This window comes from Caldimonas sp. (assembly GCF_046291045.1).
GTDB lineage: Bacteria > Pseudomonadota > Gammaproteobacteria > Burkholderiales > Burkholderiaceae_C > Caldimonas.
Map to the genome: position 1 here is coordinate 1 of NZ_JBKBSL010000036.1, position 24,201 is coordinate 24,201.

Consider the following 24,201-nt stretch of genomic DNA (forward strand, 5'->3'; position numbering starts at 1 on the left):
TCCCCCCACGGCAGCATCAAGGTCACCATCAGCAACGACTCGAACTCTTGTCGGAACCGGGCAGCGATGGCCTGCGGGTCAGGGCAGAGCTTGCGGTCGGTGATGAGGCCGAACTGCACACCGCCACCGTAGGAAAGAATGCTCAGGCCCATGCCGATGTCGCCGGACTGAGGCACCCAGAACATCACCTGCTCGAGCGTGGCGCCGCAGAACTTGAGCGGCTCGCGCGGGCCGGGCACGTTGGTCATCACGGCCGTGGCCTTGCGGGCGAAGAAGTTCAGCAAGGTGTGCTGCACCGGCTTGATCAGCAAGCCCGCCATGGCCAGCACGGCAAAGGCCAGCACAGGCTGGTAGCTGCCCTTGAGTTCGGCCATGCGCGCACGCACGGCAAACACGCGCTCGATGGGGTTGGCCATGCCAATGGGCAGCACCAGCGGCACCAGGCCGAAGCGATTGCCAAGTCGATGGGCTTCGCTCAGGGGGCGAAGGTTCACCGGCACCATGACGCGGATTTCCTTGCCGGTGGGGTCGTCCCCATGAGCGGCCAGGTAGTGACCGATGGCGCCGGCCGCGCAAGCCAGCACCACGTCGTTGACCGAACAGCCCAAGGCCTTACCGATGGCCTTCACGTCGTCCAGTGGCAAGGGCTGCGCCCAGGCCACCCGCTTGGAGGGGCCGGGGCGGCCCTTCAGTCGCGTGGGCGAGTCGTCGCTCATCAGCGCAATCGCCGCAGCGTCGCTCACCACCTGCACGCCCATGCGCGCAAGGTCGATCGAGCCCTGCAGCGGCAGGCCCGGGTGGGCCATCATCTCCATGGACTTGGCCATGCCCTGGCCAGTCAGGCCGATGGCCTTCACCGTGACGTCGGTCAGGGGCTTGAGCACGGCATCGGAGAGCCAGTCGCGTTCGTCGTCGGGCCGCGGTTCGCGCAGCCTGGGCAGGGTGCCGCCGTCGGTGAGCGAGAGCATCACGGTGATGAGGGCGATGCCGTCGGCAATGCAGTGGTGGATGCGCGCGATCAGCACGCTGCCGCCGTCGAAGTGTTCGACCAGGCGCATCTCCCACAGCGGGTGGGCCGGGTCCAGCGGCGTGGTGGCCAGTTCGGCGATGCGCGCCTGCAGGGCTTGCAGGGGCGACTGGCCGCGTCGCGGCTGGAGGGTTTCGGCGCGCACGTGGCGGGCGAGGTCGAAGTCGGGGTCGATCACCCAACTCGCGCCCAGGGCATCTTCAACCACCTTCTGGCGGAAGCGCCGATATTTGAGCAAGCGTTGCTCGACGCGTTGCCGCAGAGCCTGAAGGGTGATGCGCGGGCGCAACCGCCACATGCCCACGATGAGCATCAGGTTGGCCTCGGTGTCCATGCGCAGCCAGGCGGTATCGACCCGGGCCATGCGCTCCATCGCTGCGGGCATGCGTCGTTCTTTCCTTGAGGAGCCTGCTCTATTCTTGCGGCACGATGCGCACTAGCATCTGCACTGCAGCATGGCGCGTCAATCGACGTTTCCACCAACCTTTGAGGAGTCCCCATGGCCGACCTGCAAGCCGCCTTCGAGAAGGCCGTCGCCGAATCCAAGACCCTGCCCGAAAAGCCGGACAACATGACCCTGCTGAAGATTTATGCGCTGTACAAGCAGGCCACCGTCGGTGACGTGGAAGGCTCGCGCCCCGGCTTCACCGACATGGTGGGCCGCGCGAAGTGGGATGCCTGGAATGCCCTGAAGGGTCAGAGCGCGGACGAGGCCAAGCAAGCCTACATCGACCTGATCGAAAGCCTGAAGTGAACAGCCGCGGCCCCGCAGGGCCGCGAACCTCACTTCTTTCTGGCGGCCGCCTTCTTCGCGGGGGCGGCCGTCTTTTTCTTGGGCATGCCCTTGCGCGCCTCCAGCGCCAGCAGGCTGTCCAGGTTCTTCTGGATCTCGGCCTCGATGGTCTTGGCAAAGGCGCTCAGCAGGAAGCCGAGCTTGGCCTGCAGCTCGAAATGGTCGGCCGCCACGGTCAGCGTGCCGTTCACGCCGGCGCGGGTGAAGTGCACGACGTCGCAGTCCTCGCCCTCCTCCACCGTGCAGTCCATGCCGAACTTCTCCTCGGCGTCCTCGGCCCATTGCCAGGCGATCTCGCGGGCCCGAGTCAGGCCCAGCTGGTGTTCACGGTGGACGGCAATCTCGCTCATCGCGCAGGATCCTTGTCGGCAATCAGGGCAGAAGTGAGGGCCTGTCGGCGCTCGTCGCGCGGCCGCTGGGCCAGCGCGCGCACGGCATCATAGAACCGTGGAAAGCTCCGGCCCCGGGCTTCGAAGAGCCGCTCGAAGCCCGGCACCAGCTCGGTGTAGGCCGCCAGCACGGCCAGCGAGGCCCCGTTGGCTTCCTCGAACCAGCGATCGTAGCCGGCAAAGCCCTCCCAAGGGCCGGCCTTCAGACGGGCGTGTTCGGCGCGCATCGCGGCCAGCACCTCGGCTTTGGCGCGGCGCTTGTCCTCGTCGCTGCCCGAGCCGGCATAGACCTCGGCCAGGCGGGCGCGGTAGCGCAGCGCCAAGGCCAGAAAGTCGCGTCGGCGCGCGTCGAAGCGCTCGTATTCCTCACGCGCTGCCGCGCTGGCATGCTGCTGCAGCCAGCGCCGCACGCCCAGGCGCTCCACCGCGGTAGCAAAGGATTCGTTAAAGGTGGTGTCGTCCTTCACATAGACCACGTGATGGGCCAGCTCGTGGAAGATGAGGCGTGCCAGTTCGCCCTCCGGGTAGCCGATGAAGGTGTTGAGCAGGGGATCCCCCCCCAGCCATTCCAACCGGCCCAGGGTGGAGTAGGCGGGCACGCCGTAGACGCGCACGTCGTAGCCTTGCGCGCGCAATCCTTGCGCGAAGGCTTCGGCCTCGTTGCGGTCGTAGTAGCCGCGGTAGCCCACGCAGCCCACCACCGGGAAACACCAGGTCTTGAGCGACAGGCTCAGCTCGGGCACCGCCACCACGTTCCACACCGCGGCCGGCCGGCCCAGGTCGGCATAGTCCCGGTAGCTGCGGGTGTCGGGCAGGGCCAGTTCGTCCACCGCAAAGCGGCGGATGCGCTGACTCAGGACCAGGCGCTCGCGCAGGCGCTCGGGCGTGGACCCGTCGGCCAGCCAGTGCTCGACCGGACGGGCCTGCTGCACCAGGCTCAGGTGACCGTGCACCGACTGGGCCAGGTAACCCACCGTGCCACAGCCCGCCACGAGCAGGGCGCCGCCCAGGACCAGGGCCACCACGCCCCCCACCGCCCACAGACCTCGCCTGCGCATCGCCGCCTCTGGACCCTCACTGCGCCACCGATGCCACGGCCACCTCGACCAGCACGTCGTAGAAGCACGGCGCGCGCCCCAGGTCGGTGAGGCGCTGATGGGTGACTTCGTTGACATTGCTGCCGCGCAGCCCCAGCTTGCGCCACCAGATGCCCAGGCCGTTGACCACCCCCGGCCGGGCGCGGTCGCTCACGCGGGCCGTGCACCAGTACTCGCCGCGGTCGTTGAAGACGCGCACCACGGCACCGTCGGCAATGCCCCGTGCGGCGGCGTCCTCGGGGTGGATCTCCAGCAACGGCTCGCCCTCGATGTCGCGCAGGCTCTGCACGTTCACGAAGCTGGAGTTGAGGAAGTTGCGTGCCGGTGGGGAGATCATCGACAGCGGGTAGCGCGCAGCCAGCCCGGGGGTGGACGTGGGCGATTCGTGGTTGGGCAGGTAGTCGGGCACCCCGTGCCGGGGCGAGTCGATCTCGCAGCGACCGCTGGCCGTGGGGAAGCCGCCCTCGGCGAACGGCGCCTCGGGCAGCGGCAGCTTGACCCAGCCCTGCTTGCGCAACTGCGCCAGCGTGATGCGCCCACCGAAGGCCTGGGCGGCGATCTCTTCGTCGGTCTCGGCGAAACAGGCCTCGGCGTAGCCCATGCGGGCCGCCAGGTCGCGAAAGATCTGCGTGTTGGGCCGGCTTTCCCCCACCGGCGCGATGGCCGGTTCGTTGATCAGCACGTCGGTATGGCCATAGCTGGTGTGCACATCCAGGTGCTCCAGCTGCGTGGTGGCCGGCAGCACATAATCGGCGTGGTCGGCCGTGTCGGTGAGGAAGTGCTCCAGCACCACGGTGAAGAGATCCTCGCGGGCGAAGCCTCGCACCACCTTGGGCGACTCGGGGGCCACCGCCACGGGATTGCTGTTGTAGACCACCAAGGCCTCGATCTTCGGGCCGAAGCCGGGCGAGGCCTCGCGCAGCAGGTCGTCGCCGATGGTGCTCATGTTGATCGTGCGGGGGTTGCGTCCGGCCAGCAACTCGGGGCGCTGCAACGCGGCACGGTCCACCGGGAACCAGCCCGAGCTGGACAACAGCAGGCCGCCGGCGCGGTGGCGCCAGGCACCGGTCAGGCAGGGCAGGATGGCGATCAGCCGCACGGCATTGCCGCCCCCATGGGCACGCTGCATGCCATAGTTCAGGCGGATCGCCGCGGGGGGCATCGTGGCGTAGTCGCGCGCGAGGCGGCGCACGGCCTCGGCCGACACGCCGCATTCGGCCGCTGCGCGCTCGGGCGGCCACTGCAGGGCCCGCTCGCGCAGGGCGGACCAGCCCTGCGTATGACGCTCAATGTAGTCGTCGTCAAGCCAGCCGTTGACGATCAGCTCGTGCATCATCCCCAGGGCCAGCGCACCGTCGGTGCCGGGGCGCAAGGCCAGGTGCTCGTGGCACTTGTCGGCCGTTTCGGTGCGGCGAGGGTCGATGCACACCAGCTTGGCCCCCCGACGCTTGGCCTCCTGGGCCACGCTCCAGAAGTGCAGATTGGAGGCGATGGAATTGCTGCCCCAGATCAGGATCAGGCGGCTCTCGGCAAAGTGCTCGACATGCATGCCGACTTTGCCCCCGTAGGTCGCCATGAGAGCCTCGGCCCCGGCGCTGGCACAGATGGTGCGGTCCAGACGCGAGGCGCCCAGGCGGTGGAAGAAGCGCGCCGACATGCTCTCCCCCTGGACGAGGCCCATGGTGCCGGCATAGCTGTAGGGCACGATGGCCTGCGGGTCGCGCGATGCGATGTTCGACAGGCGCTGCGCGATCGCATCCAGGGCCTCGTCCCAGCTCACCCGTTCGAACTGCCCCGCGCCCTTGGGCCCCACGCGCTTGAGCGGGTGCAGCACGCGCTGCGGATGGTAGGTGCGCTCCACATAGCGCGAGACCTTGCGGCACAGCGCCCCGTGCGTAGAGGGATGTTCGGGGTGCCCTTGCACGCGCACCGCACGGCCGCCTTCGACCACCACTTGCATCGCGCACGTGTCGGGGCAGTCGTGCGGGCAGGCCGCACGCACGATGCGCGCGCCGGCGGCGGCAGGGGACGTCGTCATCCGGGGCTCCAGGAGGGGCAGGGTCATCTGAACACGGGCAGGACCGTCAAGGCTACACTGAATCGTCGCCATTGCGTGCACCCCTGCGTGGTATTCCCATGAAGCTGATCGACTCCATCCTGGCCGACGCCGCGGCCGTCACCGCCATCCGGCGCGACCTCCATGCCCACCCCGAACTGTGCTTCGAGGAGGTGCGCACCGCCGACGTGATCGCGCGCGCGCTCACCGACTGGGGCATACCCATCCACCGCGGGCTGGGCACCACCGGCGTGGTGGGCATCGTCAAGAACGGCAGCAGCCCGCGCGCCATCGGATTGCGCGCCGACATCGACGCGCTGCCCATGACCGAGAAGAACCAGTTCCCCCACGCCAGCCGGCACCCCGGCAAGATGCACGCCTGCGGCCACGACGGCCACACCGCGATGTTGCTGGCCGCGGCCAAGCATTTCTCGAAGCACCGCCACTTCGACGGCACGGTCTATCTCGTCTTCCAGCCGGCCGAAGAAGGCGGCGGCGGCGCGCGCGAGATGATCAAGGACGGCTTGTTCGAACACTTCCCGATGGAGGCCATCTTCGGCATGCACAACTGGCCCGGCATGCAAGTGGGCCAGTTCGCCGTGAAGAACGGCCCCATCTTCGCGTCGAGCAACGAGTTTCGCATCGTCATCCGCGGCAAAGGCGGGCATGCGGCCCTGCCGCACAACACCGTGGACCCGGTGCCCGTGGCCTGCCAGATGGTGCAAGGCTTCCAGACCATCATCACCCGCAACAAGCGGCCCATCGATGCCGGCGTGATCTCGGTGACGATGATCCACGCCGGCGAGGCCACCAACGTCGTGCCCGACACCTGCGAGATCCAGGGCACGGTGCGCACCTTCACGCTGGAGGTGCTCGACCTGATCGAGCAGCGCATGGACGAGATCGCCCGCCACACCGCAGCGGCCTACGGCTGCGAGGTCGAATTCAGCTTCCACCGCAACTACCCGCCCACCATCAACCACCCCGAAGAGACCGCTTTCGTGCGGCGCGTGATGGGCGAGGTCGTGGGCCCCGAGAATGTGCTCGACTTCGAGCCGACGATGGGCGCCGAGGACTTCAGCTACTTCCTGCAGCACAAGCCCGGGGCCTACTTCCTGATCGGCAACGGCGACGGCACCCACCGCGAAGGCGGCCATGGCCTGGGGCCTTGCGTGCTGCACAACCCCACCTACGACTTCAACGACGAGCTGATCCCCCTGGGCGCCACGCTGTGGGTGCGCCTGGCGGAGGCCTGGCTCAGGCCGTCGGCCTGAGGAGCGCCCCATGAGCGACATCCCCAGCGCCTTCTCGCAAAGCTACGCCGAGGCCCGCACCAAGTTCCTCGCCGCCTGCGAGGCCCAGGGCCTGGACGTGGAGTCGCACATCCACCCGATGCTCGGCCGGGACGGCGAGTTGCTCGCGATGGACGTGGTGCGCCACGGGCCACGTGACGCCAAGCGCCTGCTCATCCTGTCCAGCGCCTGCCATGGCGTGGAAGGCTTTGCAGGCTCGGGCATCCAGATCGCCCTGCTGCGCGAGGCACGCTGGCGCGAGGCCGTGCAGGCCTCGGGCGTGGCCGTGCTCTACATCCACGCGCTCAACCCCTACGGGTTCTCGTGGTGGCGGCGCGTGACGCAGGAGAACGTGGACCTCAACCGCAACTTCCACGACTTCTCCCGCCCCCTGCCGCGCAACGACGCCTACGACGAGATCCATGCCTGGCTGCTACCGCGACAGTGGCCGCCCACGCCCGAAGTGGAAGCGGCCATCCAGGCCTACATCGAGCGCCATGGGCCGATGGCCTTCCAGGCCGCGGTCTCGCAGGGCCAGTACACGCACGAGGACGGGCTCTACTACGGCGGGCGCAATCCCACCTGGAGCAACGTGACGCTGCGACACGTGCTGCGAGAACACGGGCGGCAGGCCCTCGACATCGCCTGGATCGACCTGCACACGGGCCTGGGGCCCTGTGGCCATGGCGAGCGCATCTTCGCCTCGCGCAACGATGACACCGAACTTGCCCGCGCGCGACGCTGGTGGGGCCCCGAGGTCACCTCCATCTATGACGGCTCGTCCAGCTCGGCCGAGCTCACCGGCATGATGTGGCTGTCCATCTTCGACGAGTGCCCGCAGGCCCGCTACACCGGCATCGCGCTGGAGTACGGCACCGTGCCGGTGCTGGAGGTACTCAACGCACTGCGTGCCGAGCATTGGGTGGAGAACCATCCCGAGGTGGACGATGCGCACCGCGCGGCCCTCAAGCGGCAGTTGCGCGATGCCTTCTATGTCGACACCGACGATTGGAAGCAGCAGCTCGTCGAGCAGGCCCTCGAGGCCGGCCTGCAGGCCCTGCGCGGCCTGCGCGGCGGCGCCTGAGCGGCGCCCGTGGCCACCTCACGCTCAGTGCCTTGTCAGTCTGGTCACGCCGACCTCATCCCCGCAGCCGCCGGAGCAGCCCGGCCGTCGAAGCGTCCAGCCCCGCCGTGTCGCCCGAGGCCAGACGCGGCAGCAGGTCGTTGCACAAGGCTTTGCCCAGCTCCACGCCCCACTGGTCGTAGGAATTGAGGCCCCACAGCGCGCCGCTGGTGAAGACGCGGTGCTCGTACAGCGCGATCAGCGCCCCCAGAGCGCGCGGCGTGAGTCGCTCCAGCAGCAGCGTGGTGCTGGGACGGTTGCCCGGGAAGGTGCGGTGGCGCGCGATCGTCGCGGCATCCAGCACCCGGCTGGCCGTGGGGGCATGCTCGCCCAACGCCTCCTCGGTGGTCTTGCCCCGCATCAGCGCCTGCGCCTGCGCCAGTCCATTGGCCAGCAGCTTGGCATGCAGATCGGCATGGTCATGCGTGGGCGTCTTCACCAGGATGAACTCCACTGGGATCACGTCGGTGCCCTGGTGCAGCATCTGGAAGTAGGCATGCTGGCCGTTGGTGCCGGGCTCCCCCCAGACCACCGGCGAGGTGCCATAGGGCAGCGGTTGTCCATCGAGGTCCACACGCTTGCCGTTGGACTCCATCTCGAGCTGCTGTAGATAAGCCGGCAGTCGTTGGAGGCCCTGGTGATAGGGTGCCACGCTGCGGCTGGCAAAGCCGTGGAAGTTGCGGTACCAAACGTCCAGCAGGCCCAGTTGCACCGGCAGGTTCTTCTCCAGCGGTGCCGTGGCGAAATGGCGGTCCATCGCATGCGCACCGTCGAGCAGGGCTCGGAAGTGCTCGTGGCCCAGCGCGATCGCGATGGGCAACCCGATGGCCGACCACAGCGAGTAGCGCCCGCCCACCCAGTCCCAGAAACCGAAGGTGGTGGTGATGCCGAACGCGGCCGCCGCCTCGATGTTCGTGGTGGTGGCCACGAAATGCTTCGCGATGTCGGAGCCGCCTTGCTGGATGAACCACTCGCGTGCCACACGCGCGTTGGCCATCGTCTCCTGCGTGGTGAAGGTCTTGGAGGCGATGATGAACAGCGTGGTCTGCGGCTTCAGGCCACGCAGTACCGGCGCGATGGCGTGCCCGTCCACGTTCGAGACGAAATGCAAGCGCAGCCCCCGGTGCGCGAAGGCGTCGAGCGCACCCACCGCCATCTGCGGGCCCAGGTCGGAGCCGCCGATACCGATGTTCACCACGTCGGTGAAGCCGCTGGCCGCCGTGTCGCGCACACCTTCGGCATAGGCGAGCAGGCGGTCGAGCACCTCGTGGACCTCGTCGCTGAAGGGGCCCTGGCCTCGCGGCGCACGCAGCGCCGTGTGCAGCACCGCGCGACCTTCGGTGAGGTTCACCGGCTCGCCCGCCAGCATCGCATCGCGTCGCGCCTCCAGCCCGCACTCGCGGGCCAGCTCGCTCAGCAGGCGATGCGTGGCCTCGTCCCACAGGTTCTTCGACAGGTCGGCGAAGACCTCCGGCGCCTCCACGCTGAAGCGCTCGAAGCGCGCAGGGTCGCGCGCGAAGGCCTCGCGCAGGTCCAGGTCGCGGCCATGGGCCTCGAAGTGCCCCCGCAGGGCCGCCCAGGCGGTGGTGCGATCGCAGCGGGTCATGCCACTAGCTCCTGGATCAGGGCGTCGAGCTTGGCCGCATCGGCCGCGAAGGCACGGATGCCCTCGGAGAGCTTCTCGGTGGCCATCGCATCCTCGTTGAGCGCATAGCGGAAGCTCGCCTCGTGGTAGCTCACGGCCTTGAGCGCAGTGCGGCGTGCGGCCTGCGGGTCCAGATGGCGCACGACGGGGGTGTCGCTGGCCTGGAGCTGGGCCAGCAGCTCGGGGCTGATGGTCAGCAGGTCGCAGCCGGCCAGGGCCAGGATCTGACCCACGTTGCGGAAGCTCGCACCCATCACCTCGGTGGGGATGTCGTAGTGCTTGTAGTAGGTGTAGATCTGCGTCACCGACTTCACGCCCGGATCGTTCACTCCGGCATTCGCGGCTTCGTCCCATTGAGACCCGGCCGCCTTCTTGTACCAGTCGTAGATGCGGCCCACGAACGGCGAGATCAGCCGCACGCCGGCCTCGCCGCAGGCCACGGCCTGGCAGAAGGCGAACAGCAGCGTCAGGTTGCAGTGGATGCCCTCGTGCTCGAGCGCACGGGCCGCCTGGATTCCCTCCCAGGTGGCGGCGATCTTGATCAGCACGCGCTCGCGGGCGATGCCGGCGGCCTCGTACATCGCAATGAGGCGCTGCGCGCGGGCGATGGTGGCCGCGGTGTCGAAGCTCAAGCGCGCATCGACTTCCGTGGACACACGCCCGGGCACCACTTTCAGGATCTCCTGGCCGAAGGCCACGAGCACCCGGTCCACCAGTTCGTCGAGTGAGCGCCCCGGATGGGCACGCACCGTGGCCTCCAGCAGCGGGCGGTACTCGGGCTGCTGCACGGCCTTGAGGATCAGCGAGGGATTGGTGGTCGCATCCCGCGGGGCGAACTGGGCCAGTTGCCTGAAATTGCCGGTGTCAGCCACCACGGTGGTGTATTGCTTGAGCGCGTCGAGTGAGTTCATGGGAGGGTCGAAAGAAGGGCCCGGTGCAGTCTGCATTGTCGCCGCCGACGGACCGAGGCCGCGGCGGAGCCGTAGTAACAAGATTACCCCGTAACTCGATCGTAACCCCATCGGGATGCCCCAGGTCTGAGCGAACCACCGGAGTTCGTATTGACGAATGGCCGCCTTCGTCGCATGATGCGTCTGTAATTGAATTACATCGACAGGCCCGCAGGCACCCGGTCCGTGGGTGACACCCGCTTACACAGTTCTTCCCACCATGTCTTTCGATCTCGTCTTCTTCGGCGGCACCGGCGACCTCACCTGGCGCAAGCTCATGCCGGCCCTGTTCCAGGCGTTTCGCCACGGCAAGCTGCCCGCTGGCGGGCGCATCCTCGCCGTGGCCCGCGACGAGCGCAGCGACGACGACTACCGCGCCTGGCTCAAGGCCCACTTCGAGGACGTCGAAAGCCCCAAGCGCCCCAGCGACGAGGAGTTCGCGCGCTTTGCCGAACTCATCTTTTACCGTCGCATGGACCTCGCGCAGCCGCAGCACTACGCCCACCTCAAGGCCTGGCTGGACGAACGCGCGGCCGACACCGTGGTGCTGTATCTGGCCACCAGCCCGCATCTCTTCCCGGTGATCTGCGAGCAGCTTGGCGCGGCGGGCCTGAACGCGCCGCACATCCGCGTGGTGCTGGAAAAGCCGCTCGGCCACGACCTGAAGAGCGCGCAGGAGATCAACCGCGTCGTGCGCTCGGTCTTCGACGAGAACCAGGCCTTCCGCATCGACCACTACCTGGGCAAGCCCTCGGTGCAGAACCTGATGGCCTTGCGCTTCGGCAACGCCCTGTTCGAGCCGCTGTGGCGACGCGAGAGCATCGCCAACATCCAGATCACGCTGGCCGAGAGCATCGGCGTGGGCACGCGGGGTGATTTCTACGACCGCACAGGCGCCCTGCGCGACATGGTGCAAAACCACGCGCTGCAGCTGCTCACGATGATCGCGATGGAACCGCCGGCCACCAACGACGCCGATGCGATCCGCGACGAGAAGCTCAAGGTGCTGCGTTCGCTCAAGCCCTTCACGCCCGAGTCGGTGGCGCGCGACGTGGTGCGCGGCCAGTACCGCGCCGGCAGCGTGGGGGGCCAGGCCGTACCCGGCTATCTCGAGGAGGCCAAGGTGCCTGCCGGCAGCCGCTGCGAGACCTTCGTTGCGCTGCGCACCGAGGTGCAGAACTGGCGCTGGGCCGGCGTGCCCTTCTACCTGCGCACCGGCAAGCGCCTGGCCGCGCGCGACGCGCAGATCGTCGTCAACTTCCGCCCCGTGCCCCACCCCATCTTCCCGGGCGTCAACCAGCCCAACAAGCTGGTGATCAAGCTGCAGCCCGAGGATGGACTGGAGCTGCACCTGCTGGCCGCCAAGGGCACCGGTCAGCAAGAGGCCCTGGCGCCGGTGTTCCTGGACCTCGATTTTGACAAGGCCTTCCCCACCGAACGTGTGGGGGCCTACGAGCGATTGCTGCTCGATGCGATCGCCGGGCGGCTCAACCTCTTCGTGCGCAGCGACGAGCAGGAACAAGCCTGGCGATGGGTCGAACCCATTCTGGACAGCTGGGCCCGCGACAGCGCCGGCCCCCGCCCCTATGCCGCCGGCAGCTGGGGCCCGGCCGCCGCCAGCGCCCTGGTCGCGCGCGACAACTTCACCTGGGCCGAAGAGGCATGACGCCGGCCCACCCGCTGCCCCGAACGGCCCGCCAACGCCCCTGAAACCCTTTTGCAGGAGCCCTGCCTCATGCTGGATCGCATCAAGGCCTCGATCCCCGCCCTGCCCCCGGCCGAGCAGCGCGTGGCCAAACTGGTCCTGGCCGACCCGCGCAGCTTTGCCAGCCTGCCGGTGGCCGAACTCGCCGAGCGGGCCCATGTGAGCAAGCCCACCGTCGTGCGCTTCTGCCGCAGCGTGGGCTACGACGGCCTGGCCGACTTCAAGCTCAAGCTCGCCGGCACGGTCAATGAAGGCGTGCCCTTCGTGCACCGCGCGGTGGACGAGGACGACAAGCCCTCCGACCTCATCGTCAAGGTGATCGACAATGCAGTGTCGGCGCTGCTGAAGTATCGCAACGACGCCGCCAGCCACGCCTTCGAGCGCGCCATCGAGGCTTTGACGGCAGCCGGCAAGAGCGCTCGGCGCATCGAGTTCTATGGCGTGGGCAACTCGGGCATCGTGGCTCAGGACGCCCAGCACAAATTCTTCCGGCTGGGCGTGAACGCCGTGGCCTACAGCGACGGCCACGTGCAGGTGATGAGCGCCACGATGCTGCAGCCGGGCGACTGCGCGGTGATCATCTCCAACTCCGGCCGCAGCCGCGACCTGCTCGATGCCGCAGAGATTGCGCGCAAGAAGGGCGCCACGACCATCGTCATCACCGCCAGCGGCTCGCCGCTGACGCAGCATGCACAGATCCTGCTGGCGGTGGACCACCCCGAAGACTACGACCGCTACAGCCCCATGGTGTCGCGGCTGCTGCACCTCACCGTCATCGACATCCTCACCACCGGCGTGGCCCTGCGTCTGGGTGAACAACTGCGGCCGATGCTGCAGGAGATCAAGCGCAACCTGCGCGCCAAGCGCTACGCGGCCCCCGACTGAACGCCTGGCGCGGCAGCCCCGTCGGGCACGAGCGCCGCCACGCCATACAGGCCGGCCAATTCGCGCAACTTGGGTGGCAGGTGGCGCACCTCGAAGCGCTTGCCCCAGGCCCGGGCGAGGCGGTGGCATTCGATCAGCACCGCCAGGGCCGAGGAGTCGAAACGCTGGAGCGCGCCGGCATCGACCACCAGGGTCTCGCCCTCCTGCGCCCGCAGGCCCTGGCGCAGCATGCGCAGGGTGTCACGGGCCTCGGCAACCGTCAGCGTGGCCGGCAGCAACAGCATGGTGCCAACCTCAGCCGCGGGCGGCCGCCGCCACCTTGTTGCGTTCGGCCAGGCTGTTGATCAGGCCGTCGATGCCGCCCTTGCTGATCTCCTGGGCGAAGGTGGAGCGGTAGTTCTCCACCAGCCAGATGCCCAGGACGTTGACGTCATAGATCTTCCAGCCGTCGCCGGCCTTCTCGAGACGATAGTCCATCTGGATCGGCTCGCCTGCTCCGCGCACTTGCGTGCGCACGATGACCTCCGTGTCCTCGGGTCGCGCACGCATCGGCAGCAGGTGCACCGACAGATCCTTCACCTGGCTGAGCGCGCCGGCATAGGTGCGCACCAGCAGCAGCTTGAACTCGTCCTGCAGGCGCTGCTGCTGTGCAGGCGTGGCCTGACGCCAGTAGCGGCCGACGGCCGAAGCCGTCATGCGCCGGAAGTTCGTGTGCGGCAGGATCTTGCTGTCCACCAGGGCGATGACCTTGGCCAGGTCGCCGTTTTGCAGCGAGGCGTCCTTTTTCGCCGTCTCCAGGATGTCGTTGGACAGGTCGCGGATGAAGGCATCGGGGGCCTGGGGGGCGGCCTGGGCGATGGACCCGACCATCAGGGCGGCCAGGGCCAGGGTGGCGAAATGGCGTCGTTTCATGGAGTGAGTTCCCTTCCTTCTTGTGGTGCGGTGGGGGGCCGGACCCGGTTATGACCCGGATGGGCCCGCAGGGTTCGTCGATCCCGCTCGATTGTGAACAAACGTCACCCACCGGGGGCTGGAAGCAATTCCTTACCATGGGGCCCTTCGCTCACGGGGCCGACGCCGGCGGGGCAGGAGCGGCAGCGTCGTCCTCGCCATCCCAGTCCTCCTCGTCCTGCGGCGGCGGGTTGCCATCGTAGACCAGGTTACGGCGGCGCTGCAGCCAGGCATCGCGGGTGAAGAGGTACTTGTCCAGCGCCACGTCGTCCAGCATGCGGGTCGCGCTCAGCAGGCGTGAGCGCGTGTCGACAACGCGCAGCCCGGTCAGGCCGTAGGCCGTCGCCGCGTCCCGGGTGAGGTGGCCGGTCGTGGTGGCCTGCATGTCCAGCGGCAGCGCCGCGGTGTCGCGCAGCGTCGACGGCCCGAGGAAGGGCAGCACCAGGTAGGGTCCGGGGCCGAGCCCCCAGTGGCCCAAGGTCTGGCCGAAGTCCTCCGGCTCGGCGCGCAGCCCAGCCTCGCTGGCGATGTCCAGCACGCCGCCGAAGCCGAAGAAGGTGTTGAGACCCACCCGCAGCGTGCTGTGCAGGCCGTTCTCGATCTTGAGCTGCAAGAAGCTGTTGACCGCCGACCACAGGTCGCCAATGTTGCCGAAGAAGTTGCTCACCCCCTTGCGCACCGGGCCGGGCACGACGTCGCGGTAGGCCCGGGCGGTGGGTTCGAGCACCGCGCGGTCCACCGCCTCGTTGAAGGCAAAGACCTTGCGATTGAGCGGCTCGAGAGGGTCGTTCGGATGGGTCGTCGCGCAGCCGGCGGCCAGGCCGACGGTGGCCGCGAGCAAGATCAGGCGATACGGCCGGCGGTGCATGGACGTCTCCTTGCGATCGTGCTCAGGGACGCGAGCCGCCGGTACCGTCACCGGCTTCGGCCGCACGGTTGAACAGGAACTGACTGATCAGGTTCTCGAGCACCACGGCCGACTGGGTCTGGGTGATGGTGTCGCCCTCAGCCAGCATCTGCTCCTCGGCCCCGGGCTCCAGCCCGATGTACTGCTCGCCCAGCAGGCCCGCCGTCAGGATCTTGGCCGAGCTGTCCTTCGGGAAGGCAAAGCGCTTTTCCAGGCTGAGCGTGACATGGGCCTGGTAGGTCTGGGCGTCGAAACCGATCGACTCGACCCTGCCCACCACCACGCCAGCGCTGCGCACCGCCGAACGGGGCTTGAGCCCGCCGATGTTGTCGAAGCGCGCCTGCACGCGATAAGTCTCCTGGAACGACAGCGACAGCAGGTTGCCGGCCTGCAAGGCCAGGAAGAGCAGCGCCGCGCCGCCCAGCAGCACGAACAGACCCACCCACACATCATGTCGAGACTGAGGCATCACACCACTCCTGCCGCCGCCGCCACAGGCCCGCGGCTCATCAGATCGAGAACATCCAAGCGGTGAGCATGAAGTCCAAGCCCAGGACGAACAGCGACGCCACCACCACCGTGCGCGTAGTAGCCCGCGAAACCCCCTCGGGAGTGGGCTTGGCCTCGAAGCCCTGCCACAGGGCGATGAAGCTCACCGTCACGCCGAACACGAAGCTCTTGATCACGCCGTTGCCGACATCGGACCACACGTCCACACCGGCCTGCATCTGCGACCAGAAGGCCCCGCCGTCCACGCCGATCATCACCACGCCGACGATCCAACCGCCGATGATGCCCACACTGCTGAACACCGCCGCCAGCAAGGGCATCGCGATGATGCCGGCCCAGAAGCGCGGCGCCAGCACGCGCTGTATCGGGTCGACGGCCATCATCTCCATGGCCGCGAGCTGCTCGCCGGCCTTCATCAGCCCGATCTCGGCCGTCAGAGAGGTGCCGGCCCGGCCAGCGAACAGCAAGGCCGTGACCACCGGACCGAGTTCGCGCACCAGCGACAGCGCCACCATCAGGCCCAGCGCCTCGGACGAACCGTAGCGCTGCAAGATGTAGTAGCCCTGCAGCCCCAGGACGAAGCCGACGAACAGCCCCGACACCGCGATGATGGCCAGCGAGTAGTTGCCCAGGAAATGGATCTGGTCCATCAGCAGGCGCGGCCTTGCGAACGCCTTGCCCCCCGTCGCGAACAAACAAGCCAACAGGCGAGCGGCGCGGCCCAAGTCGGCCAGGAACACCCTGACGGCACGGCCCACCCGCCCCGGATGCAGCCAGCCGATCATAGGCGCCCCCCAGGCAGGCGATAGTCTTCGGCGACATCGCGTGCCGGGTAATGGAAGCGCACGGGGCCGTCGCCTTGGGCATCGACGAACTGGCGCACCAGGGGGTCGTCGGTCGAGCGCATCTCGGACGGCGAGCCCTGGGCGGCGATGCGCCCATTGGCCAGAAAGACCACGTGGTCGGCGATCAGGAAGGTCTCGTCCACGTCGTGCGAGACCACCAGACTGGTCACGCCCAGGGCCTGATTGAGCTGACGGATCAGCCGCGCGGCCACGCCCATCGAAATCGGGTCGAGCCCAGCAAAGGGTTCGTCATACATGATGAGATCCGGGTCGAGCGCGATCGCCCGCGCCAGCGCCACGCGCCGCGCCATGCCACCCGAGACCTGCGAGGGCATCAGGTCGCGCGCACCGCGCAGGCCCACCGCATCGAGCTTCATCAGCACGAGGTCGCGGATCATCTCCTCGCTCAAGCGCGTGTGCTCGCGCAGCGGGAAGGCCACGTTGTCGAAGACGGACAGATCGGTGAACAAGGCCCCGAACTGAAAGAGCATGCCCATGCGTCGGCGGATGGCATAAAGCGCGTCGCGGTCCATCGACGCGATGTCCACGCCGTCGAAGAGCACCTGACCCTTCTGAGGCTTGACTTGGCCGCCGATGAGACGCAGCACCGTGGTCTTGCCGCCGCCAGACGTGCCCATCAAGGCCACCACCTTGCCGCGCGGCACGGTCAGGCTCACATCCTCCAGGATCACCCGCTCGTCATAGCCGAAGCTCACCCCGCGCAGTTCGACCAGCGGCGGGGGGGGCGTCTGGGGAGTGAGGGTGTGCTTCAACATGCCGGACAAAAAAGCCGGTGGGGATGAGGCACCGGCCCGCCGATGATAGGGGAAAACACGGGTCGGCCTTGGCGCGGACGAAGAACCCCCGGCCCGCGGGGCCCGCAAGAACGTTGCATGGACGCAACGCTGGCGAGGCCGATGCGACATCGAGCCGCATCGGCGCGCCGGTCTCAGCGCGGCAGGTCGCTGTGCCCCATCAGGTACTCGTCCACCGCACGGGCAGCCTGGCGGCCTTCGCGGATGGCCCAGACCACCAGCGACTGGCCCCGGCGCATGTCGCCGGCGGCGAAGACCTTGTCGACGTTGGTGCGGTAGCCGCCGGTGAAGTCGGTGCTGGCTTTGGCATTGCCGCGGGCGTCCTTGTCCACACCGAAGGCCTCGAGGATCGAGCCCACCGGGCTGACGAAGCCCATGGCCAGCAGCACCAGGTCGGCCTTGAGCACCTGCTCGGTCCCCGGCACCTCGGTCATCTTGCCGTCCTTCCACTCGACACGCACGGTCTTCACACCGGTGACACGCCCCTTCTCGCCGAGGAACTCCTTGGTGGCGATCGCAAACTCACGCACGCAGCCCTCCTCGTGGCTGGAGGAGGTGCGCAGCTTGTAGGGCCAATAGGGCCAGGTCAGCGGCTTGTTCTCGTGCTCGGGCGGCATGGGCAGCAGCTCGAACTGGGTCACGCTCTTGGCGCCGTGGCGGTTGGAGGTGCCCACGCAGTCCGAGCCGGTGTCGCCGCCGCCGATCACGATGACGTGCTTGCCATCGGCACGAATCTGGTCCTTGAGCTTGTCGCCGGCCACGACCTTGTTCTGCTGGGGCAGGAACTCCATCGCGAAATGGATGCCCTCGAGGTCGCGGCCCGGCACCGGCAGGTCGCGCGACTGTTCGGCCCCGCCGGCCAGCAGCACGGCGTCGAAGTCCTTGCACAGTTGCTCGGCACTGAGGGTTTCCTTGGCCCAGTTGGTGACCTTGGAGCCCTCGGGCATCTTGCCCACCAGCACGCCGGTGCGGAAGTTCACGCCCTCGGCCTTCATCTGCTCGATGCGGCGGTCGATGTGCGACTTCTCCATCTTGAAGTCGGGGATGCCGTAGCGCAGCAGGCCGCCGATGCGGTCGTTCTTCTCGAACACGGTCACGTCGTGGCCGGCGCGTGCCAGCTGCTGGGCCGCCGCCAAGCCGGCCGGGCCGGAGCCGACGATGGCAACCTTCTTGCCCGTGCGGTGCTTCGGCGGCTGCGGCACGACCCAGCCTTCGGCCCAGGCGCGGTCGATGATGGCGTGTTCGATGGACTTGATGCCTACCGGGTCGTCGTTCACGTTGAGCGTGCAAGCCGCCTCGCAGGGGGCTGGGCAGACACGGCCCGTGAATTCGGGGAAGTTGTTGGTCGAATGCAGGACTTCGATGGCCTGGCGCCACTGGCCGCGGTACACCAGGTCATTGAAGTCCGGGATGATGTTGTTGACCGGGCAGCCGTTGTTGCAAAACGGCGTGCCGCAGTCCATGCAGCGCGCCCCCTGGATCTTGGCCTCGTCCTCCTTGAGGCCGATGACAAACTCCTTCCAGGTCTTCAGACGCTTCTCGACCGGCTCGTAGCCCTCTTCGAGACGCTCGTACTCGAGGAAGCCAGTGACTTTTCCCATGTGTTGAACTCCTGACGTGGGGCTCAGGCCTTGGCCTTGGTGGACTTGGGCTTGTCGGTCGCCTTGGCCCGTTCGATGGTCTGCGCCGCCTCGACGCGGGCGTGCAGTTCGCCCAGGGCGCGCTTGTATTCGTGCGGGAAGACCTTGACGAACTTCGCGCGGGCCTCCTCCCAGTGGTCGAGGATGTCGCGCGCGCGCTGCGAGCCGGTCCAGCGGTTGTGGTCCTGCACGAGTTTGCGCAGCAGCTCCTCGTCGGTCTGGCCCTTGTGCCAGATCGCCGGATCGACGGTGGCGCGCTGCTCGGCCGCCGGCAACACCTTCTCCAGCCCCACCATCGCGGTGTTGCAGCGCTTGGCGAACTGGCCATCCTCGTCATACACGTAGGCGATGCCGCCGCTCATGCCCGCGGCGAAGTTGCGGCCCGTCTTGCCCAGCACGACCACCGTGCCGCCGGTCATGTACTCGCAGCCATGGTCGCCCGTGCCCTCGACCACCGCCGTGGCACCGGACAGACGCACGGCAAAGCGCTCGCCGGCCACGCCGCGGAAGAAGGCCTCGCCGCTGGTGGCACCGTAAAGCACCGTGTTGCCGACGATGATGTTGCGCGTGGCGTCACCGCGGAAGTCGATGCTGGGTCGCACCACCACGCGGCCGCCCGACAGGCCCTTGCCGGTGTAGTCGTTGGCATCGCCGATCAGGTACAGCGTGATGCCCTTGGCCAGGAAGGCGCCGAAGCTCTGGCCGCCGGTGCCCTCCATCTGGATGTGGATGGTGTCGTCGGGCAGGCCCTCGGGATGGCGGCGGATCAGCTCGCCCGACAGCATCGCGCCCACGGTGCGGTTGACGTTGCGCGCGGTCTCGATGAACTGCACCTTCTCGCCCTTGTCCAGCGCGGGGCGCGAACGCTCGATCAGGCGCACGTCCAGCGCACGCTCCAGCCCATGCTCCTGGGCTTCGACATGGTGGCGTGCCACGTCCGGGGCCACCTGCGGCTGGTGGAAGATGCGGCTGAAGTCCAGGCCGCGGGCCTTCCAGTGCTCGATGCCCCGGCGCATGTCGAGCAGGTCGGAGCGGCCGATCAGGTCGTCGAACCGACGGATGCCCAGTTGGGCCATGATCGAGCGCGCCTCTTCGGCCACGAAGAAGAAGTAGTTCACCACGTGCTCGGGCTTGCCCTGGAACTTGCGGCGCAGCACCGGGTCTTGCGTGGCCACGCCCACCGGGCAGGTGTTGAGGTGGCACTTGCGCATCATGATGCAGCCCTCGACCACCAGCGGCGCGGTGGCAAAGCCGAACTCGTCGGCCCCCAGCAGCGCGCCGATCACCACGTCGCGGCCGGTCTTCATCTGGCCGTCGGCCTGCACACGGATGCGCCCGCGCAGCCGGTTGAGCACCAGGGTCTGCTGCGTCTCGGCCAGGCCCAACTCCCAGGGCGTGCCGGCGTGCTTGATCGATGACCAGGGCGAGGCGCCGGTGCCACCGTCGTGGCCAGCGATCACGACATGGTCGGCCTTGGCCTTGGCCACGCCTGCAGCGATCGTGCCCACACCCACTTCCGATACCAGCTTGACGGACACCTCGGCCCGCGGGTTGACGTTCTTGAGGTCGTGGATGAGCTGCGCCAGATCCTCGATCGAGTAGATGTCGTGATGCGGCGGCGGGCTGATGAGGCCCACGCCGGGCACTGAGTAGCGCAGGAAACCGATGTACTCGGACACCTTGCCGCCGGGCAGTTGTCCGCCCTCGCCCGGCTTGGCGCCTTGGGCCATCTTGATCTGGATCTGGTCGGCGCTCACCAGGTACTCGGTGGTCACACCGAAACGGCCCGAGGCCACTTGCTTGATCTTCGAGCGCAGCGAGTCGCCGGCCTTCAGTTCGTAATCGGCCTCGATGACCTTGGCACCCACCACATCGGACACCTTGGTGCCGGCCTGGATGGGGATGCCCTTGAGCTCGTTGCGGTAGCGCGCCGGATCCTCACCGCCTTCGCCGGTGTTGGACTTGCCACCGATGCGGTTCATCGCGATGGCCAGCGTGGTATGAGCCTCGGTGGAGATCGAGCCCAGCGACATCGCGCCGGTGGCAAAGCGCTTGACGATCTCGGCGGCCGGCTCGACCTCCTCGATGGGAATGGCCTTGCTCGGGTCGAGCTTGAACTCGAACAAGCCACGCAGCGTCATGTGGCGGCGCGACTGGTCGTTGATGATCTGGGCGTATTCCTTGTAGGTGTCGAATCTGCCCGCGCGCGTGCTGTGCTGCAGCTTGGCGATGGCGTCGGGCGTCCACATGTGCTCCTCACCTCGCACGCGCCAGGCATATTCGCCGCCGGCGTCGAGCATGTCGCGTAGCACCGGGTCGTCGCCGAAGGCCGCCAGGTGCATGCGGATGGCTTCTTCGGCCACCTCGAACACACCGATGCCGCCCACCTGCGAGGCCGTGCCGCGGAAGTACTTGTCGACCATCTCCTTCTTCAGGCCGATGGCCTCGAAGAGCTGGGCCCCGCAATAGGACATGTAGGTGGACACGCCCATCTTGGACATGATCTTCGACAGGCCCTTGCCGATCGCCTTGACGTAGTTGGAGATGGCCTTTTCGGCCGACAGCTCGCCAGGCAGATCGGCATGCATGGCCGCCAGGGTTTCCATCGCCAGATAGGGATGGACCGCCTCGGCGCCATAGCCGGCCAGCACGGCGAAGTGATGCACCTCGCGGGCCGAGCCGGTCTCGACGACCAAGCCGGCCGTGGTGCGCAGGCCTTCGCGCACCAGGTGGTGGTGCACGGCCGACAGCGCCAACAGCGCAGGAATGGCCACCTGGCCGCGGCTCATGTAGCGGTCGGTGATGATGAGGATGTTGTGGCCCGTGCGGATGGCATCCACGGCCTCGGCGCACAGCGAAGCGAGCTTGGCCTCCACCCCTTCACGCCCCCAGTCGAGGGGGTAGGTGATGTTGAGTTCGTAGCTCTTGAACTTGCCGCCGGTGTGGCGCTCGATCTGGCGCAGGCGCGCCATGTCGTCGAAGTCGAGGATGGGCTGCGAGACCTCCAGGCGCATCGGCGGGTTGACCGCGTTGATGTCCAGCAGGTTGGGCTTGGGACCGATGAACGACACCAGCGACATCACGATGGCCTCGCGGATCGGGTCGATCGGCGGGTTCGTGACCTGGGCGAACAGCTGCTTGAAGTAGTTGTACAGCGGCTTGTTCTTGTCCGACAGCACGGCCAGGGGCGAGTCGTTGCCCATGGAGCCGATGCCCTCCTCGCCGGACTGCGCCATCGGGCTCATCAGGAACTTGAGATCCTCCTGGGTGTAGCCGAAGGCCTGCTGGCGGTCGAGCAGCGATTCAGTGAACTTCGGCGGCTCGCCCACCACGTCGATCGAATCGAGCTTGATGCGCACGTTCTCGATCCACTGACGGTAGGGCTTGGCCGAAGCGTAGAGGTTTTTCAGCTCCTCGTCGTCGACGATGCGGCCCTGCTCGAAGTCGATCAGGAACATCTTTCCCGGCTGCAATCGCCACTTCTTGACGATCTTGTTCTCGGGAATGGGCAGCACGCCGCTTTCCGATGCCATCACCACCAGGTCGTCGTCGGTGACGATGTAGCGCGCCGGGCGCAGACCGTTGCGATCGAGCGTGGCGCCGATCTGGCGACCGTCGGTGAAGACCATCGCGGCCGGGCCGTCCCAGGGCTCGAGCATCGCGGCGTGGTACTCATAAAAAGCGCGGCGGCGCTCGTCCATCAGCGTGTGCTGCTCCCAGGCCTCCGGGATCATCATCATCGCCGCATGGGCCAGCGGGTAGCCGGCCATGGTGAGCAGCTCCAGCGCATTGTCGAAGGTGGCCGTGTCGGACTGACCCTCGAAGCTGATCGGATAGAGCTTGGGCAGGTCGTCGCCGAGCACGGGCGACTTCATCACACCCTCGCGGGCGCGCATCCAGTTGAAGTTGCCCTTGACGGTGTTGATCTCGCCGTTGTGGGCCACCATGCGGTAGGGGTGGGCCAGAGGCCACTCGGGGAAGGTGTTGGTCGAGAAGCGCTGGTGCACCAAGGCCAGGGCCGAGACCACGCGCGGATCTTGCAGATCCTTGTAGTAGGTGCCGACCTGATCGGCCAGCAGCAGGCCCTTGTAGATCACCGTGCGGCAGCTCATGCTGGGCACGTAGTACTCGCGCGAGTGCGTGAGCTTGAGGCGCTGGATCGCGCTGGACGCCGTCTTGCGGATGACGTAGAGCTTGCGCTCCAGGGCATCGGGCACGATGATGTCCGGGCCGCGGCCGATGAAGATCTGGCGAATCACCGGCTCCTTCTCGCGCACGGCCGGCGACATGGGCATGTCTTTGTCCACCGGCACGTCACGCCAGCCCAGCAGCACCTGCCCCTCGGCCTTGACGGCCCGCTCGAGTTCCTGCTCGCAGGCCAGGCGCGAGGCATGCTCCTTGGGCAAAAAGATCATGCCCACGCCGTATTCGCCCGGCGGCGGCAGTTCGACGCCCTGCTTGGCCATCTCGGCGCGGTAGAACTCGTCGGGGATCTGGATCAGGATGCCCGCACCGTCGCCCATCAGCTTGTCGGCGCCCACCGCGCCACGGTGGTCGAGGTTTTCGAGGATCTTCAGGCCCTGCTGGACGATGCTATGGGCCTTCTGGCCCTTGATGTGGGCCACGAAGCCCACGCCGCAGGCATCTCGCTCGTTCCGGGGGTCGTACAGGCCCTGTTCGGCCAGGGCGCGGATTTCTTCGGGGGTAGCCCCCCCATGGGCGGCCTGTGGCATGGCGCACTCCGGGTCATCGTTAGGGATGACGCGAGAGTACTGCAGCCCCTCGGGGACTTCAAGCGCAATTAAATGGGGTCAGACTCTTATTATCGAGATCACCAACTCGGTGCACAATTAAATGGGGACATTCTTATCGGGCGGGGTCGGCGATTTGCGGGGGCGTCCCCGCGGGCGCGGTTGCACAGGCCGGTCCGAGGCCTCGGCCAGGCGGGCGAGGAAGCCGGGGCTGCCCAGCCCCCAGCCCCGCCCGCAAGCGCCGTCCAGGGCCTGGACCCGGCGCGTGTCGAGCCCCTCCTCGGTGCGGCGCGCATAAGCCGCCTCGCGATCGAAGGGGGTGTTGCCCAGCCGCCAGAGCTCGGCGTGCTCGCTCAGCAGGGGGTCGCGCAGCCGCCCCAGGTGGTGGGGCAGGCTGGACCAGGCCCAGTCGTGTGGCCGGGCACACAGGCCCAGGCGCACCGGCAGGGCCTCGATGTACAGGCACAGATCAATGAAACAGGTCTCGGGCTCGACGACCGTGACCCGGTAGCGCCCGTCCCACAAGCTGCCGCTGCGTCCGTGGCGGCGGTTGAACCAGGCCCCGTGGCGGCGTCCGATGGACTGCATCATGCGCGACAGGCCCTCGGGCCGCTCGGGCACCACCAGGAGCTGCACTTCGCGGGGCACCAGCACATAGGCGTGCACGGCCACGCCATGCGTGCGCGCCGCGTCGCGCACAGCTTCGAGGTAGGCGCGGTGGTCAGCCTCGTCGCCGAACACCGGCTGCCCCGGGTGCGCACGCAGGATCACATGGTGGGGCAAGCCGGGCAAAACGAGGCGGGGCAGTCGGGCCATGGGC

General features: G+C 67.8%; 20 protein-coding genes. 5 read left to right on the forward strand and 15 right to left on the reverse strand.

Annotation, left to right across the window (positions count from 1 at the left end; all coding sequences use genetic code 11):
- A partial coding sequence (locus ACK4ZD_RS12460) for a wax ester/triacylglycerol synthase family O-acyltransferase (protein ID WP_409662519.1) occupies positions 1-1,412 on the reverse strand: 1,412 nt, incomplete at its 3' end.
- A 114-nt stretch (positions 1,413-1,526) separates the two neighbouring features.
- Between ACK4ZD_RS12460 and ACK4ZD_RS12465 the strand changes: the two genes are divergently transcribed.
- On the forward strand, positions 1,527-1,781 hold the full coding sequence (locus tag ACK4ZD_RS12465; protein ID WP_409662522.1) for an acyl-CoA-binding protein: 255 nt from the start codon (positions 1,527-1,529) through the stop codon (positions 1,779-1,781).
- Between the two features lie 29 nt (positions 1,782-1,810).
- Here the strand turns inward: ACK4ZD_RS12465 and ACK4ZD_RS12470 are convergent, their stop codons facing one another.
- The 3 genes from ACK4ZD_RS12470 to ACK4ZD_RS12480 are packed head-to-tail and all read right to left on the reverse strand — an operon-like array spanning position 1,811 to position 5,344.
- Positions 1,811-2,170 (reverse strand): polyhydroxyalkanoic acid system family protein, encoded by a 360-nt coding sequence (locus ACK4ZD_RS12470; RefSeq protein WP_409662525.1) that lies wholly within the window; start codon positions 2,168-2,170, stop codon positions 1,811-1,813.
- A complete protein-coding gene (locus tag ACK4ZD_RS12475) occupies positions 2,167-3,267 on the reverse strand; it encodes an aminopeptidase (RefSeq protein ID WP_409662527.1) in 1,101 nt (366 codons plus the stop codon). Before ACK4ZD_RS12475 ends, ACK4ZD_RS12470 begins: the two co-directional genes overlap by 4 nt.
- A gap of 16 nt (positions 3,268-3,283) precedes the next feature.
- Positions 3,284-5,344 (reverse strand): molybdopterin-dependent oxidoreductase, encoded by a 2,061-nt coding sequence (locus ACK4ZD_RS12480; RefSeq protein ID WP_409662530.1) that lies wholly within the window; start codon positions 5,342-5,344, stop codon positions 3,284-3,286.
- Positions 5,345-5,442: 98 nt separating this feature from the next.
- Between ACK4ZD_RS12480 and ACK4ZD_RS12485 the strand changes: the two genes are divergently transcribed.
- The gene (locus ACK4ZD_RS12485; protein WP_409662533.1) at positions 5,443-6,636 is read left to right on the forward strand and encodes a M20 aminoacylase family protein; all 1,194 of its coding nucleotides are present in this window, start codon (positions 5,443-5,445) and stop codon (positions 6,634-6,636) included.
- Positions 6,637-6,646: 10 nt separating this feature from the next.
- Complete coding sequence (locus ACK4ZD_RS12490; protein WP_409662536.1) at positions 6,647-7,738, forward strand: M14 family metallopeptidase; 1,092 nt, start codon at positions 6,647-6,649, stop codon at positions 7,736-7,738.
- Positions 7,739-7,793: 55 nt separating this feature from the next.
- Here the strand turns inward: ACK4ZD_RS12490 and pgi are convergent, their stop codons facing one another.
- Together pgi and tal are read right to left on the reverse strand one after the other, a co-directional pair.
- The gene (pgi, locus tag ACK4ZD_RS12495) at positions 7,794-9,383 is read right to left on the reverse strand and encodes a glucose-6-phosphate isomerase (RefSeq protein ID WP_409662539.1); all 1,590 of its coding nucleotides are present in this window, start codon (positions 9,381-9,383) and stop codon (positions 7,794-7,796) included.
- Positions 9,380-10,333: a transaldolase gene (gene tal / locus ACK4ZD_RS12500; protein WP_409662541.1), complete on the reverse strand. Its 954-nt coding sequence runs from the start codon at positions 10,331-10,333 to the stop codon at positions 9,380-9,382. The genes pgi and tal overlap by 4 nt, the downstream gene beginning before the upstream one ends.
- Positions 10,334-10,592: 259 nt before the next feature.
- Here tal and zwf point away from each other — a divergent pair, with 259 nt between their 5' ends.
- Positions 10,593-12,038 (forward strand): glucose-6-phosphate dehydrogenase, encoded by a 1,446-nt coding sequence (gene zwf / locus ACK4ZD_RS12505; RefSeq protein ID WP_409662544.1) that lies wholly within the window; start codon positions 10,593-10,595, stop codon positions 12,036-12,038.
- Between the two features lie 69 nt (positions 12,039-12,107).
- Positions 12,108-12,962 (forward strand): MurR/RpiR family transcriptional regulator, encoded by an 855-nt coding sequence (locus ACK4ZD_RS12510; RefSeq protein ID WP_409662547.1) that lies wholly within the window; start codon positions 12,108-12,110, stop codon positions 12,960-12,962.
- Here the strand turns inward: ACK4ZD_RS12510 and ACK4ZD_RS12515 are convergent.
- The 9 genes from ACK4ZD_RS12515 to ACK4ZD_RS12555 form a co-directional block, all read right to left on the reverse strand.
- Entirely contained in the window at positions 12,944-13,246 is a 303-nt protein-coding gene (locus ACK4ZD_RS12515) for a lipid asymmetry maintenance protein MlaB (protein ID WP_409662550.1), read from the reverse strand. The two genes, ACK4ZD_RS12510 and ACK4ZD_RS12515, sit on opposite strands and share 19 nt — an antisense overlap.
- Positions 13,247-13,256: 10 nt before the next feature.
- The gene (locus ACK4ZD_RS12520; RefSeq protein ID WP_409662552.1) at positions 13,257-13,874 is read right to left on the reverse strand and encodes a phospholipid-binding protein MlaC; all 618 of its coding nucleotides are present in this window, start codon (positions 13,872-13,874) and stop codon (positions 13,257-13,259) included.
- 151 nt (positions 13,875-14,025) lie between these two features.
- The gene (locus ACK4ZD_RS12525) at positions 14,026-14,781 is read right to left on the reverse strand and encodes a VacJ family lipoprotein (protein WP_409662555.1); all 756 of its coding nucleotides are present in this window, start codon (positions 14,779-14,781) and stop codon (positions 14,026-14,028) included.
- 22 nt (positions 14,782-14,803) lie between these two features.
- The gene (mlaD, locus tag ACK4ZD_RS12530; RefSeq protein ID WP_409662557.1) at positions 14,804-15,289 is read right to left on the reverse strand and encodes an outer membrane lipid asymmetry maintenance protein MlaD; all 486 of its coding nucleotides are present in this window, start codon (positions 15,287-15,289) and stop codon (positions 14,804-14,806) included.
- A gap of 40 nt (positions 15,290-15,329) precedes the next feature.
- A complete protein-coding gene (gene mlaE / locus ACK4ZD_RS12535; RefSeq protein WP_409662560.1) occupies positions 15,330-16,115 on the reverse strand; it encodes a lipid asymmetry maintenance ABC transporter permease subunit MlaE in 786 nt (261 codons plus the stop codon).
- Positions 16,112-16,951: an ABC transporter ATP-binding protein gene (locus ACK4ZD_RS12540; protein WP_409662563.1), complete on the reverse strand. Its 840-nt coding sequence runs from the start codon at positions 16,949-16,951 to the stop codon at positions 16,112-16,114. Before ACK4ZD_RS12540 ends, mlaE begins: the two co-directional genes overlap by 4 nt.
- A gap of 173 nt (positions 16,952-17,124) precedes the next feature.
- Complete coding sequence (locus ACK4ZD_RS12545; protein ID WP_409662566.1) at positions 17,125-18,591, reverse strand: glutamate synthase subunit beta; 1,467 nt, start codon at positions 18,589-18,591, stop codon at positions 17,125-17,127.
- 23 nt (positions 18,592-18,614) lie between these two features.
- Positions 18,615-23,363, reverse strand: a complete 4,749-nt coding sequence (locus ACK4ZD_RS12550) for a glutamate synthase-related protein (protein WP_409662569.1) — start codon at positions 23,361-23,363, stop codon at positions 18,615-18,617.
- Between the two features lie 117 nt (positions 23,364-23,480).
- Entirely contained in the window at positions 23,481-24,197 is a 717-nt protein-coding gene (locus ACK4ZD_RS12555) for a transposase (protein ID WP_409662572.1), read from the reverse strand.
- Positions 24,198-24,201: the final 4 nt, after the last annotated feature.